At 67.0% G+C, this 12793-nt stretch carries 13 protein-coding genes; 9 read left to right on the top strand and 4 right to left on the bottom strand.

The window, feature by feature from the left end; genetic code table 11:
• The first annotated feature begins 172 nt into the window (after positions 1–172).
• The 4 genes from R0232_RS42695 to R0232_RS42680 all read left to right on the top strand — a co-directional run bounded on the left by R0232_RS42695 (position 173) and on the right by R0232_RS42680 (position 4457).
• Positions 173–970 carry a cysteine hydrolase gene (locus R0232_RS42695; protein ID WP_019657322.1) on the top strand — a complete coding sequence of 266 codons (798 nt, stop codon included), beginning with the start codon at positions 173–175 and terminating at the stop codon, positions 968–970.
• Between the two features lie 35 nt (positions 971–1005).
• A complete protein-coding gene (locus R0232_RS42690; protein ID WP_431513404.1) occupies positions 1006–2175 on the top strand; it encodes an amidase in 1170 nt (389 codons plus the stop codon).
• Positions 2172–2837, top strand: coding sequence for a TetR/AcrR family transcriptional regulator (locus R0232_RS42685; RefSeq protein WP_019657324.1), 666 nt, complete (start codon positions 2172–2174; stop codon positions 2835–2837). Before R0232_RS42690 ends, R0232_RS42685 begins: the two co-directional genes overlap by 4 nt.
• Before the next feature lie 84 nt (positions 2838–2921).
• Positions 2922–4457, top strand: coding sequence for a gamma-glutamyltransferase family protein (locus R0232_RS42680; protein ID WP_431513403.1), 1536 nt, complete (start codon positions 2922–2924; stop codon positions 4455–4457).
• A 26-nt stretch (positions 4458–4483) separates the two neighbouring features.
• Here the strand turns inward: R0232_RS42680 and R0232_RS42675 are convergent, their stop codons facing one another.
• The 4 genes from R0232_RS42675 to R0232_RS42660 form a co-directional block, all read right to left on the bottom strand.
• The gene (locus tag R0232_RS42675) at positions 4484–4975 is read right to left on the bottom strand and encodes a high-potential iron-sulfur protein (protein WP_431513402.1); all 492 of its coding nucleotides are present in this window, start codon (positions 4973–4975) and stop codon (positions 4484–4486) included.
• A 713-nt stretch (positions 4976–5688) separates the two neighbouring features.
• A complete protein-coding gene (locus R0232_RS42670; RefSeq protein WP_431513401.1) occupies positions 5689–6588 on the bottom strand; it encodes an AraC family transcriptional regulator ligand-binding domain-containing protein in 900 nt (299 codons plus the stop codon).
• A gap of 170 nt (positions 6589–6758) precedes the next feature.
• The gene (locus R0232_RS42665; RefSeq protein WP_431513400.1) at positions 6759–8003 is read right to left on the bottom strand and encodes an MFS transporter; all 1245 of its coding nucleotides are present in this window, start codon (positions 8001–8003) and stop codon (positions 6759–6761) included.
• A complete protein-coding gene (locus R0232_RS42660) occupies positions 7988–8485 on the bottom strand; it encodes a hypothetical protein (RefSeq protein ID WP_431513399.1) in 498 nt (165 codons plus the stop codon). The genes R0232_RS42665 and R0232_RS42660 overlap by 16 nt, the downstream gene beginning before the upstream one ends.
• Here R0232_RS42660 and R0232_RS42655 point away from each other — a divergent pair.
• From R0232_RS42655 to R0232_RS42635, 5 genes are all read left to right on the top strand, one after another.
• Positions 8484–9401 (top strand): polysaccharide deacetylase family protein, encoded by a 918-nt coding sequence (locus R0232_RS42655; RefSeq protein WP_431513398.1) that lies wholly within the window; start codon positions 8484–8486, stop codon positions 9399–9401. The genes R0232_RS42660 and R0232_RS42655 overlap by 2 nt on opposite strands.
• Positions 9398–10207 (top strand): alpha/beta fold hydrolase, encoded by an 810-nt coding sequence (locus R0232_RS42650; RefSeq protein ID WP_431513397.1) that lies wholly within the window; start codon positions 9398–9400, stop codon positions 10205–10207. Before R0232_RS42655 ends, R0232_RS42650 begins: the two co-directional genes overlap by 4 nt.
• Before the next feature lie 70 nt (positions 10208–10277).
• Entirely contained in the window at positions 10278–11393 is a 1116-nt protein-coding gene (locus R0232_RS42645; RefSeq protein WP_431513396.1) for an NADH:flavin oxidoreductase/NADH oxidase, read from the top strand.
• A gap of 48 nt (positions 11394–11441) precedes the next feature.
• On the top strand, positions 11442–11855 hold the full coding sequence (locus tag R0232_RS42640) for a carboxymuconolactone decarboxylase family protein (protein ID WP_431513395.1): 414 nt from the start codon (positions 11442–11444) through the stop codon (positions 11853–11855).
• A complete protein-coding gene (locus tag R0232_RS42635) occupies positions 11852–12715 on the top strand; it encodes an NAD(P)-dependent oxidoreductase (RefSeq protein WP_431513394.1) in 864 nt (287 codons plus the stop codon). The genes R0232_RS42640 and R0232_RS42635 overlap by 4 nt, the downstream gene beginning before the upstream one ends.
• The last annotated feature ends 78 nt before the right edge of the window (positions 12716–12793 follow it).

Below are 12793 nucleotides of genomic sequence, written 5' to 3'. Positions count from 1 at the left end.
GCCTTTCGCTAGTTGGAGGGTTAAGTAACTAATCAATTACTTACCGACAACGCATCGCAATAACAGTGCCAGTGAATTCGCCGACTTTTTGCCGCATATCGGTGCGGCTACCGCAACGAATGCACCAGCCTGCGGCGATGCGCCCTTCGCCCGCACACCACCGGAGCCTTTGATGAAACGCCACCCCTATCTTCCCGATGCCCGGCCCGACGGCGCCCTGGGCCTGGGCCAGCAGTACTACTGGGTCGCCAGCGAGCGCGAGGTCGATATGTCCGTGGAGCCGCCCGCGCCGCTGCGCGCTCGGGTGCAGGCGCAGCCGCAGAACGTGGTGCTCGACCTGCGCCGCACGGCCATCGTCATCATCGACCTGCAGAACGACTTCTGCACCGAGGGCGGATGGGTCGACCACATCGGCGGCAACTATGCGGCGGACCGCACGCCGATCGCCCCGCTGCAGAAGCTGCTGCCCGGGCTGCGCCGCGCCGGCGTGCCGGTCGTCTGGGTCAACTGGGGCAACCGCCCGGACCTGGCCAACATGCCACCCAACCAGATCCATCTGTACAAGAACAGCGGCACGGGCGTCGGCCTGGGCGACCCGCTGCCCGGCGGCAAGGGCCACGTGCTGCAGAAGGACTCGTGGGCCGCGGCCATCGTGGACGAGCTCGCACCGCACGAAGGCGACTTTCTGGTCGACAAGCACCGCATCAGCGGCTTCTGGGACACGCCGCTGGACAGCATCCTGCGCAACCTCGGGGTGCGCAGCATCCTCTTCGCGGGCTGCAACACCGACCAGTGCGTGCTGCACACGCTCACCGACGCCAACTTCCTGGGCTACGGCTGCGTGATGCTAAGCGACTGCTGCGCCACGAGCTCGCCGGACTTCTGCACCGAGGCGACGATCTGGAACGTCAAGAAGTGCTTCGGCTTCGTGACCGACTCGGCCGCCGTGCTCGCGGCGCTGCCCGCCTGATGCACACGGAGACAGCGCACGGATCGGGCGGCTGGATGCCCGGCCCCCGCTGCGAGCGGCCCGCCACCGGCGTCGGCGCGCTGAACGGGGTGCGCCTGGGCGTGAAGGACCTCATCGACATCGCAGGCGCCGTTACCGGCGGCGGTAACCCGGACTGGGCCGCCAGCCACGCGCCGGCCGTGCACGACGCGCCCTGCGTGGCCGCGCTGCGTGACGCAGGCGCGCGGGTCGTCGGCAAGACGATCAGCGACGAACTCGCCTTCAGCCTGGAGGGCGAGAACGCCCACTACGGCGCGCCGCGCCATCCGCGCGACCCCGATCGGCTGCCCGGTGGGTCGTCCAGCGGCAGCGCCGCCGCGGTCGCATGGGCGGAGGTCGACCTGGCGCTGGGCACCGACACGGGCGGCTCGGTGCGCGTACCGGCGGCGTTCTGCGGGGTAGCCGCGATGCGGCCCACGCACGGCCGGATCCCGCTCGACGGGGTCCTGCCCTTCGCACCGAGCTACGACACGGTGGGGTGGTTCGCGCGCGATGCCGACCTGCTGCGCCGCGCCGGGCATGCGCTGCTCGGCACCGAAGCCCGCATCGGCAGCGACCGGCCCGCGCCGCCCCTGCGCCTGTGCGTGGCCACGGACGCGCTGGCGCTGGCGGAGCCCGCGGTGCGCGAGCCGCTGGCCGCGTGGGCCCGCCTGATGCGCATCGACAGCGAGCGCAGCGCCTATGGCGGCAGCGACTGGCGCGACTGGTTCGAAGCCTATGCCGTGCTCCAGGGCCTGGAGATCCAGGCTCACGTCGGCCCGTGGATCCGGCGACAGCGGCCGCGCTTCGGTGCCGCCATCGCGCCGCGCTTCGAGGCGGCGCTGGCGCTCGATGCCGCACAGGGAACGCGCTGGAGCGAATGGCGCGCGCAGGCCGCCGCGCGGCTGACGCAGAGGATGGGCCCCGACGAGGCGTGGCTGATTCCCGTCGCACCCTGCTTCGCGCTGTCGCGCCGCGCCGATGCGGCTCAGCGCGGCGCCTTCTACGAGCGCGCACTGGCGCTCGGCGCGGTGGCCGGCCATGCGGGGCTGCCGCAGGTGGTGTTTCCGCTGCCGGCTGCCGAGGGCCTGCCGCCTTACGCATCCTTCATCTCGGCCAGGGGCAATGACGAACGGCTGCTCGAACTTGCCGCGACACTAGCGCCTGCATTCCCATCCACACGATGAGCAAACTTTCCCCACGGCAGGCGCCGGCCCAGGAGACGATCGCGCGGCGCGACGCCGCACTCACGCGCGCGAAGCTCCTGGAAGCGGCGATCGACGAGTTCTCGAACGAGGGCTACAGCGGCGCGCGCACCGAACGCATCGCACGGCTCGCCGGCACGAACATCCGCATGCTGTACCACTACTTCGGGAGCAAGGACGACCTGTACGTCGCCGTGCTCGAGGCGGTGATGGCCGACCTGCGGCACGAAGAACTCCGGCTGGACCCGGAGGCCGAGGAGCCGCTGACCGGCCTGCTGCACATCGCCGATTTCGTGGACCACCACTTCGCGACGCACCCGCGGCTGCGCAAGCTGCTGGCCTTCGAGAACCTCAACGAGGCGCGGCATCTCGCGCGCTCGAACCGGATCCCAGAGATGTCATCGCCGGTGATCGCGCTGATCCGCCGCCTGCTGGTGCGCGGGGTGGCGGCAGGCGTCGTGCGCAGTGGCATCGATGCGCTGCACCTGTACGTGGCGATGGTGAGCCTGTCGTACTACGGCCGCGCCCATGCGTTCACGCTGTCACGCATCTTCAACAAGGACCTGCAGGCCGCGGCCTGGCAGAAGGCGCACCAGAAGATGACCCGCCAGATGGTGGCGGCCTTCCTGACGCAGGCGCCATGAACGAACGTCCGCATGACTGCTTCCATGTCCGCTGAGCCCACACACCAGCCCGCCGCACCTGCTTCGGCCACCTCCCGGCGAGGCATGGTGACGAGCCCCCATCCGCTGGCCAGTGCGGCGGGCCTGGAGGTGCTGGCCGATGGCGGCAATGCCATCGAGGCCGCCATCGCCATGGCGGCCGTGCTGTGCGTCGTGTGCCCGCACTTCACCGGGCTCGGAGGCGACGGTTTCTGGCTCATCGCGCAGCCCGGTGCGCCGGTGCGCGGCATCTCCGGCGTCGGGCAGGCCGCCGCAGCGCTCCCGCCGCTGTCGGGGCCAGTCCCGCTGCGCGGCGGCGCGTCGGCATTGACCACGGCCGCGGCGGTGGACAGTTGGGCCCGGGCCTTCGACATCTCGGCGCGCGACTGGCAGGGCCGCCAGCGCTGGGCGTCGCTGCTGTCTCGCGCGATCGAGCATGCGCAGGAGGGCTTCGCTGTGTCGGCCTCGCAGCGCTTCTGGCACGAGATGCGGGCCGCGGAGGCGCAGCACTGGCACGGCTTCGACGCGGCGTTTCCCGTCGGGCCTTCGCACCAGCACCAGCCCGGGCTGGCGCACACGCTGTCGCGGCTCGCGGCGCAGGGCCCGCGCGAGTTCTACGAAGGCGAAGTCGCGCACCGCCTCGCGGCCGGCCTGCAGGCCGCGGGTTCGCCGCTCACGCTGGACGACATGCGCAGCACCCGCGCTCGGGAAGTGACGCCGCTGGCCGTGCCCTACCGCGGCGGCACGCTGCTGAGCCTGCCGCCGCCGACGCAGGGCTTCGCCACGCTGGAAGCCATGGGCATCCTCGGCGAGCAGGATTTCTCCGGTATCGCCGAAGGCAGCGCCGAGCACTTCCACCGGATGGTCGAGGCGATCAAGCTGGCCTTCGTCGACCGCGACCGCTTCCTGGCCGACCCCGATTTCACCGAGGTGCCCGTGCAGCGGCTGCTCGACGCCGCCTACATCCACCAGCAGGCGGCGCGGGCGCAAGCCGGCGCACGGGCGATGCCCTGGCCCCAACGATTCCGCCACGGCGACACCGTGTTCTTCGCGGCCGCGGACGCCTCGGGCCGTGGTGCGGGCGTGCTCCAGAGCATCTACTACGACTGGGGCAGCGGTGTCGTGGCTGGCGACACCGGTGTGCTGTGGCACAACCGCGGCGCGGCCTTCCACCACGATGCGAGCCATCCCAACGGGCTGCGCGGCGGCAAGCGGCCCTTCCATACGCTGAACCCCGTCGCCTTCATGCGCGACGGTCGGCCCGAGCTGCTGCTGGGCACGCAGGGCGCGGACGGGCAGCCGCAGACCCTGGTGGCGCTGCTCACCCGCCTGATCGACTTCGGCCTGGACCCCGCGCAGGCACTGGCAAGGCCGCGCTTCCTGCTCGGACGGACCTTCTCCGACAGCCGCGACAGCCTGAAGCTGGAGCAGGACGTGGGGCCCGAGGTGATTGCATCGTTGACCGCGCGCGGCCACGAGGTCGCGCCCATCGCCGCGCACAGCCCACTGGCAGGGCTGCCCGGCGTGATCCGCTTCGAAGCCGACGGCAGCCTGGCGGGCGCGCACGACCCTCGCGGTGATGGGGTCGCACTGGGTCTTTGAGTGCCGGGCTGCCGGCAGCCCGGCACTCAGGCCTTCTTCGCCCAGGCGCTGCACCACCCCCTGGCGTTAACCTGCTTGCCGAAGAACAGCGCGCAGTTGCCCTGCGGGTCGGTCGGCTTCGATTGCCACAGTGCGCAGCCGTTGCACAGCTGGGCGTTGTCTTGCTTCGGGGATTTCTTCGTATCGGCCCTGGCCGAATCTGCGACATAGCCGAGCGCCACGGCTTGCAGCTCTCTCTCGTCGAGCTGGGCTTGCGCGAACGCATCGGAGGCGCAGGCGGCAGCGCCCGTCGCGGCGAGGGTCAGGATGAAGATGCGGCGGCTGGATGTCATCGCAAGGCCCCTGCAACACCGATCAACAACAACGCCCGGTCGCGCGCCGCGTTCAAGGGGCTTCTGTCGGTTGACCAGAACCAACATCTCCAGAAGGTCTGCCTTCACTAGCGCCTTCACGCGACGCGGTACCACATCGAAGGTGCGCCGGATGCCCTTCATGGTGCGCTTGATCAGCCAGTCCATGACGGGCGATCTCAGTCCCCGCTCAGTGTGTGCCTGATGAATGGCAAATCAACAGCTGACCTCCACTGCCGGTCGGTTGCCTAAGACAGCAACATCCGATTGGCTCACCATCGATGAGCACGATGATCGAGGCTTGGCACTAGTACGCAGAGCCGGGATGTTCGTGGTTGGCGAATTGGCCGAGCAACGCACGGTTGTGAAAATCAGCTTGGTGCAGTCAGCAAGCATGTACAGCCGCGAGCCTTGGGTCTACCTGTGCGATGTTCTGCAGCGGCTGCCGACGCAACGGGCTCCGGCAGCCTGCGTAATGTTGAGTCAATGCGCCTGCCTAGCATGAGGCCGACGCGTATCTCTGCAGGCCTTGGAGTTCTGCACCTCACGGGTTGTCGCGCCACGCCGTGTCCTCTCCGTCGCTTCGCAGACTCCGCCACCCATCGATACCCCCTGGACTTGTCATGCCACCTCTCTCACCGTCGCAAACATGGTCGATCGCGCCGAGGGCAATGTTGATCCCCGCCGCCACTCATCGGCTCGAACTCATCGATGCCCTGCGTGGCTTTGCGCTGTTCGGCGTGCTGCTGGTGAACCTGCGCAGTTTCTCGCTCTTCGAATTCATGGGCAGCGCCGACCGCGCCCTGCTGCCGACGGCCGAGCGCCGCGATGGACCGTTTTCTCGCGCGTTGCAGCCGATGCGGCTCCTGCCCCGCAGACTCCTAGGCATCGCCCGCGGCGTTGCACGCCCGCCACCGGGATGCGGTACAGCCGAAGGACTGCTGGAACCAGCGGCTGAAAGTGCTGAGGCTCTCGAAGCCGGTCTCGTCCGCGATCATCGACATCGGTGAGTCGGAGCCGGCCAGGGCGCGGCAGGCGACCTCCACCCGGATGCGTTGCAGGATGCCGGAGAACGTCTCCCCATCGTTCGCCAGCCTGCGGCTCAAGGTCCGGCGATCGATCTGGAAGTAGTCGGCCACGGACTGCGAATCGCAGTTCCCATCGTCGAGCAGGGTTCGCAGCAGGCGCTCGACCCTCGTCGAGAATCCGCCCGGCGAGCGCTTGATCAGAGGCTCGAGCTGCTGCCGCGCGAGCTTTCGCAGGAAAGGCGCCGATGTGACGGGCCGCCGTTGCAACACGCTTCGGTTGAGTACCAATCCGGATATCAGCTGCTTGAACTGGACCGGGCATTTGAAGAAGCGCTCGACCGTCGGCATCCTTGGAGGCTTGGCGAACGAAAAGGAGACCACGTCCGGCTGAAAGGCCTCCCCGATCAGCCATCGAACCTGCATGGTGATTCCCACCAGGCAGAACTGGGTCGCCTGAAAGGACTCCTCCCTGGTCCGGGCCTGGAGCTCCGTGACGATCAGCGGCGACTGGAATCGCTGGTCCAACTGGATCAGAGTTCCATCGGCATGCAAGGCAAGATGCGTGGTGTAGAAGTTGATGGCCTCCTCCACCGTTTCCGCCTCGCGCATCAGCAGGCTGACCGCCCCCAGGTTGGGCACGCCACGCTCGATGGCGGCCCGCATGCCGAAGTCGGGACAATTCCCCAGTCGAGCCGACTCGGACAGCAGGCGCCAGAAGGCGTCCAGCGAGATCTGCGTCTCGAGATCGTCCATGCAGGAAGGGTCCAATCCCACACGGCACAGCATCCGTTCGGGATCGAGCCCCGCCGCGCGAGCCGCCTCGAAGTACCCGATGAGTGTCGCGCTCCGGATCGATCTGGGTGCTGGCTTCCCTCTCATGGGCTGCGATCTCCAATGGACATGGCCTGAAGGCTGGTGTGTGCCTACTTCAGCGTCTCGAATGCGGTTTCCTTGATCGCAAACGTGAAGAAGGCCGAAAGGATCGCGCCGAAGATGAGGTAGTAGACCGGTGCGATCGGGTTCTGGAACGTCTGGATCAACCACACCGCGATGAATGGCGCGAAGCCGCCGAACACCGAAGCGGTCAACCCGTAGCCTATGCTCATCCAGGTCGTCCGGTTGCGCGTGGGAAACATCTCCACGATGGTCGTGGGCTGCACCCCGTAGATCGAAGCGAGGATGATCGCAAAGATGCACTGGACCAGGACGACGTCTTTCAAGGTCGCCGATTCGAGTGCGAGAAGATGACCAAAGGCCGGGTAGGCCACCAGAAGAACGGCCGCGCACGAGAACAGCAGCACCTTCTTCCTGCCAATCAGGTCGGAGAGAAGACCGAAGCAGGGGGTGAGCACGAAAACGCAGACAAGGCCGACGGTGTTGGCCCACAGCGCATCGGCCATGGACAGCTTCAGGTTCGTCGTGACCCATGTCGGCATGTACAGCAACATCACATAGAAGCTGATGTTGGAGAGCACGGAGACACCACCGGCCTTGATCGCCAGCTTGCAACCTTCCTTGTCCTCGAGCATGGGAATGGGCGCCACGCGTTCAGCCACGGCCTTCTCGAACGCCGGTGTTTCGGCCACCGCGCGCCGCATCCACAGAGCGACGGGCCCGATCAGGCAACCGATGACGAAGGGCACTCTCCAGCCCCAATCCGCCATCTCCTGCGCGCTCAGTACCGAGTTGACGAGCGCAGCCACGCCCGACCCCAGCAGGAACCCGCCGATCACGCCGAACACATGCAGGCTGCCGAACAGCCCCCGCCGGCGCTCCGGCGACCATTCGACGATGTAGCTGACCGATCCACCCCACTCTCCGCCGGCCGAGAAGCCTTGCAGCAGGCGCGCGACCACGAGCAGGGCCGGGGCAATGACCCCCGCCGTCGCGTAGGTCGGCAGGATCGCGAGCAGCAGCGTGCCTGCCGTCATCAGGTACATCGTGAGCAGCAATGCGCTCCTTCGGCCACGCACATCGCCGATGCGGCCGATCACGAGGCTGCCGAGGGGACGTGCCAGAAAGCCGACGCCAAACACCGCGAACGAACTCAACAGCGCCGTTGCGGGCGCCGAGGTCGGAAAGAAGTTCTTGGCGATGTATGCCGCGATGAAAGCGTAGACGGCGAAGTCATACCACTCCAGAACGTTTCCCATCAGCGGCGCGGCCACTGCTCTGAACCTCGCCAGCCTGGAGCGGGGCCCTTTTGCGGGAAGCGAATGCCCTGGCGCGGCAACTGCAATGAAGGGGGGCGTGGACATTTTGTCTTTCCGCCAGATTGAATCTGGTCATGCTTGTGGTGGGTCGGGACGAGCGCCTCTTGCAAGGCGGTCGCCGTCTCTTGTCTCGACATCGAAGCGGCCGATCGGCCGATCGACAGCAGCGAGATTGCTCGCTTTGCCAGCTTTCGATTGACCTTTTGGGGCGTCGATTTTGCTGAATGGGGCATGTTCGGGGAACCTTCGATCCGCGGCGCCGTGCGATCGGATGCCGCATCCACCGCCATCCCCAGCGAGATCGGCTCGTTGTTGGCGAAGAAGGAGCGCCATGCCCCAAAGCGCACATTCGCCGCCTCAAATGGCCAAGCATCGCCGGTGCGACTGGCTACCTTCCGTGTACCCCCAGCAGCGTCACACACAAAGGAAGCAGACATGCCGATCGATCAAGAAAAGATGCAGCCATGGCAATGGCCGGAAGAGGAATGGCGCCGCCGCGTTTATCGCGTGCGCGCCGGTCGGCGCCTTCGCCCCCGCTCATGGAAGGACGGTGCCAGGTTCGCCGTGGCGCTGGCATTCGATTCCGATCACGAGACCAACGAACTGCGCGACGGCGCCAAGTCGGTCAACCGCTTGGCGTGGGGCCAGTATGGCAATCGTATCGGCGTGCCGCGCATACTCTCGATGCTCGAGCGGCATGGCGTCCCCGCGAGCTTCTATGTGCCGGCCGTCAGCGCGCTCCTCTATCCGGACGAGCAGCGAACCATCGTGAAAGCGGGACACGAGATCGGCGTGCACGGCTGGATCCACGAGCTCAATTCCGGCCTTGCCTTGCCGGACGAGCGCGATCTGATTCAGCGCTCGCTCGATGCCCTCGAGCGCATCACGGGCGTTCGGCCCACGGGCTACCGCTCGCCGTCGGGAGACTTCTCCCCGAACACGCTGCAGTTGCTGCGCGAGCTCGGGTTCGCCTACGACTCGTCGATGGCCGCGGACGACGATTGCTACGAACTCATGATGGACGGCGAACCGACCGGCCTGGTCGAGCTGCCGTTCGATTGGGTGCGCGACGACGCCGTCTACTTTCTGATGCATCGCTTCCAGGGCCTGCGCCCGTACACCCCGCCCTCGGATGTCTTCGACATCTTCAGGCGTGAACTCGAGGGAGCGCACGCCGAAGGCGGCCTCTTCGAACTCACCATGCACCCGCACGTGATCACCAATCGTTCCCGGCTATGGATCGTGGAAGAGATCATCAAGCATGCCAGGACGCTTCCCGGCGGCGTGTGGTTCGCCCGGCATGACGAGATCGCGCGCTTCGCTTTGGAACACACCAGCACGGAGGTCGAATGACAACGACTGAATCCGATCCTGAACGGCGCGGCGTGGCCCGACTCTTCTGCACCGAGTCCGGCAAAGGCTCGAATGTCCTGCTCCTGCATGGATGGACTTGCGACTCCCACGACTGGAGCTGGCAGTTGCCCGCGCTCGAAGCCCGGCATCGGGTCATCGCCGTGGACCTGCGGGGACATGGACGGTCCGAGGTACCGGCCTCCGGCGGCTACAGCCCCGACCACTACCTGAGCGACCTGGAATCCTTGCTCGCCACGCGCCATGCCGGCGAGACCTTCGTGGTGATCGGCCACTCGATGGGCGCGCAGATCGCGGCGCGGCTTGCCGCGAAGAGGCCCGACCTGGTCACCGCCGTGGTGTCGGTCGATGGCGCGCTCGGCTTCTCCCCGGAAGCGGCTGCTTTCTTCCTGAAGACCGCCGAAGCACTGGAGTCTGGAGATCCCGCGACTGTCGTGCCTGCTCTCTTCGAAGCAGCCTACCAACCGTCGACCGCGCCCGCGTTCAGGCGATGGCACGCCAGGCGGGTGCAAGGCATGGCCGCGCACGTCATCCGCGAGTCGTTCGCGCTGCTCTTCTTCGGCGCGGGCCAGGTCGGCGCGGGCGATGCGAGCGAGATCTTTCTGCGCGGTATCCGACAGCCTTTCTTTCACATCTGCCGGGACCCCGAGCAAGGATCGCGCATGAGCTCGTGGTTCTCGAACACCAAGTCCAGGGTCGAGACCTGGCCGGAAGTCGGGCACTGGGTCATGCAGGACCGCCCGGACGCCTTGAACGCCGCAATCACCGACTGGATCGCCGCTCTCTAGCGTCCTCTCGCGGCGACGGGCGGGTGCTTCGCCTTCTTTCCCTTTTCCCCCTTCCCTACGGAACCCTCTCGTGAGTCATCTTTTTTCTCCTTGGCAGATCGGACAGCTCGATCTGGACAACCGGGTCGTCATCGCGCCCATGGCCCAGTACGCGGCCAAGGATGGCAGCGCCGGCGACTGGCATGCCCTTCATCTGGGCCAGCTCGCGCTGGCGGGCGCGGGCCTGCTGATACTGGAAGCCACCGCGGTGCTGCCGGAGGGCCGCGTCACCCCGGCGGACCTTGGCCTCTACTGCGACGACAACGAAGAGTCGCTGGGCCGCGTGCTCAAGATGGCGCGCGCCTATTCGCCGGTCAAGGTTGCGATCCAGCTGGGACATGGCGGGCGCAAGGCATCGAGCCAGGTGCCCTGGCAGGGCGGCCAACAGATTCGGTCGAACGAGCCCGAGGGCTGGCGCGGCGTGGCGCCATCGCCCTTGCCGCACGGGCCTGAAGAAGAAGCCCCGATCGAGCTGGACAGCCAGGGCATGGCCCGTGTGATCGACGGCTTCATCGCGGCGGCCCGGCGCGCGGCTCGCCTCGGCATCGATGGCATCGAGATTCACGCGGCGCATGGCTACCTGCTGCATGAGTACCTGTCCCCGCTCTCGAACCACCGCACCGATGCGTACGGGGCCAGCCTGGAGAATCGAATGCGCTTTCCGCTCGAAGTCTTCGATGCCGTGCGTGCCGCGTTCCCCGAGGAGCGGCCGGTCTGGGTCCGCGTTTCTGCAACGGACTGGGTCGATGGCGGCTGGAACATCGAATCCACGATTCGATTTGCCCAGGCCCTGAAGGCACGCGGTTGCGCCGCCATTCATGTTTCCACGGGAGGCGTGTCGCCCTTGCAGAAGATCGCGCCCGCCCCGGGCTACCAGGTCGGGTTCGCCGAGAGGATCCGGGCCGAGTCTGGCTTGCCGACCATTGCCGTCGGCCTGATCACCGAACCGGAACAGGCCGAGACCATCGTGGCCCAGGGACAGGCCGATGCGGTGGCACTGGGCCGCGGCGTGCTCTACAACCCCCACTGGCCGTGGCATGCGGCCGCCGTCCTCGGTGCCCAGGTCGACGCGCCGCCCCAGTACTGGCGCTCCCAGCCATCGCGCTACAAGGCCCTCTTTCGGGGCGCTCGAATCGGCATGCGCTGACAGGCCGACGCTGTCGCCCCACATCTCCACCTCGACTCGAACCCAACCATGACCCGTCCCTACGCACCCAGAAATCCCGAACTCTTCGACCAAGGGCTCGCCACGCGCCGCGCCGTCCTCGGGGCCGACTATGTCGACACGGCCCTGCAGAACGCCACCGACTTCAACATCGACATGCAGGAGCTGGTCACCCAGTACTGCTGGGGCGATGTCTGGAACCGGCCCGGGCTGGACCGCCGTACGCGTTCGCTTCTCAACCTCGCGATGATCACGGCGCTCAACAGGCCGCACGAGTTGCGGCTCCATGTGCGAGGCGCGATCCACAACGGCTTGAGCAGGAGCGAGATCAAGGAGGTCTTCCTGCAAGCGGCCATCTATTGCGGCGTTCCGGCTGCGATCGATTCCTTCCGCGTCGCCGCCGATGTCTTCAAGGAGATGGAAAGCTCGGGGCAGCAGCCATGACGCGCGTCGGATTCATCGGCCTCGGCATGATGGGCACACCGATGGCCCAGCGCCTGCTCGCCGCCGGCTGCTCGTTGACGATCCAGGATGCGAACCCGGCACGAGAAGAGGCCTTGCTCGCGCTGCAGCCCGCCGTTCGACGCGCGGCCGGTCCTGGCGATTTCTCCGGATGCTCCTGCATCTTCACGATGCTCCCCGATTCGGAGATCGTCGATCGGGTCGTCCTGGCGTTGCTGCCGCACCTCGCACCGGGGTCGACGGTGGTCGACATGAGTTCCGCCGATCCAGCCCGAACACGGCTTCTCGGCGAAAGGCTGAAAAACGCGCACATCGATCTGCTCGACGCACCGGTCTCCGGAGGCGTGAAGAAGGCCGCGGTCGGCAAGCTCGCGATCATGGTCGGAGGAGCAGCCGATGTGCTGGCGCGCGTGAAGCCCTTGCTGAAGGCGATGGGCGAAGCCATCACGCACGTGGGCCCGATCGGCGCCGGACATGCCGCCAAGGCGCTGAACAACTACGTGTCGGCCGCCGCGCTCATTGCCACCGCGGAGGCCATCCATGTCGCCGCCGCATTCGGCATCGATCGCGAAGTCCTGGTCGAAGTCCTCGACGCATCGACAGGCAGGAACAACACCACGCAGAACAAGGCGCGCCAGTTCATGCTGAACGGTGCCTTCGACTCGGGGTTCTCGCTGGCCTTGCAGGCCAAGGACGTGGCCATCGCGGCATCGCTCGGGCGCCGGCTGGAGATGCCAATGCGCCTGGCGGAACAGGTCGACGAGATCACCCGGGCCGCGGCCCGGAGCCTGGGGCCGACCGCGGACCACACCGAGCTCTATCGCCATCTGGGCCAGCGATAAGGACCCTCATGGGCCTCGGATTCATCCTCTCTTCGGACCACCCGGTCCATCCGTCCTCATCGGGAACTTGAAAGAAAG

Origin of the sequence: Variovorax sp. DAIF25, assembly GCF_050711835.1 — a bacterium.
GTDB lineage: Bacteria > Pseudomonadota > Gammaproteobacteria > Burkholderiales > Burkholderiaceae_C > Variovorax.
The sequence above is the reverse complement of the archived record's forward strand: the minus strand, read 5'-3'. Positions and strand labels throughout refer to the sequence as shown.

Coding starts and splice junctions, on each gene's coding strand:
- R0232_RS42695 (WP_019657322.1), top strand. CDS start 173: ATGAAACGCCACCCCTATCTTCCCGATGCCCGGCCCGACGGCGCCCTG.
- R0232_RS42690 (WP_431513404.1), top strand. CDS start 1,006: ATGCCCGGCCCCCGCTGCGAGCGGCCCGCCACCGGCGTCGGCGCGCTG.
- R0232_RS42685 (WP_019657324.1), top strand. CDS start 2,172: ATGAGCAAACTTTCCCCACGGCAGGCGCCGGCCCAGGAGACGATCGCG.
- R0232_RS42680 (WP_431513403.1), top strand. CDS start 2,922: ATGGTGACGAGCCCCCATCCGCTGGCCAGTGCGGCGGGCCTGGAGGTG.
- R0232_RS42675 (WP_431513402.1), bottom strand. CDS start 4,975: ATGGACTGGCTGATCAAGCGCACCATGAAGGGCATCCGGCGCACCTTC.
- R0232_RS42670 (WP_431513401.1), bottom strand. CDS start 6,588: ATGGACGATCTCGAGACGCAGATCTCGCTGGACGCCTTCTGGCGCCTG.
- R0232_RS42655 (WP_431513398.1), top strand. CDS start 8,484: ATGCCGATCGATCAAGAAAAGATGCAGCCATGGCAATGGCCGGAAGAG.
- R0232_RS42660 (WP_431513399.1), bottom strand. CDS start 8,485: ATGTCTGCTTCCTTTGTGTGTGACGCTGCTGGGGGTACACGGAAGGTA.
- R0232_RS42650 (WP_431513397.1), top strand. CDS start 9,398: ATGACAACGACTGAATCCGATCCTGAACGGCGCGGCGTGGCCCGACTC.
- R0232_RS42640 (WP_431513395.1), top strand. CDS start 11,442: ATGACCCGTCCCTACGCACCCAGAAATCCCGAACTCTTCGACCAAGGG.
- R0232_RS42635 (WP_431513394.1), top strand. CDS start 11,852: ATGACGCGCGTCGGATTCATCGGCCTCGGCATGATGGGCACACCGATG.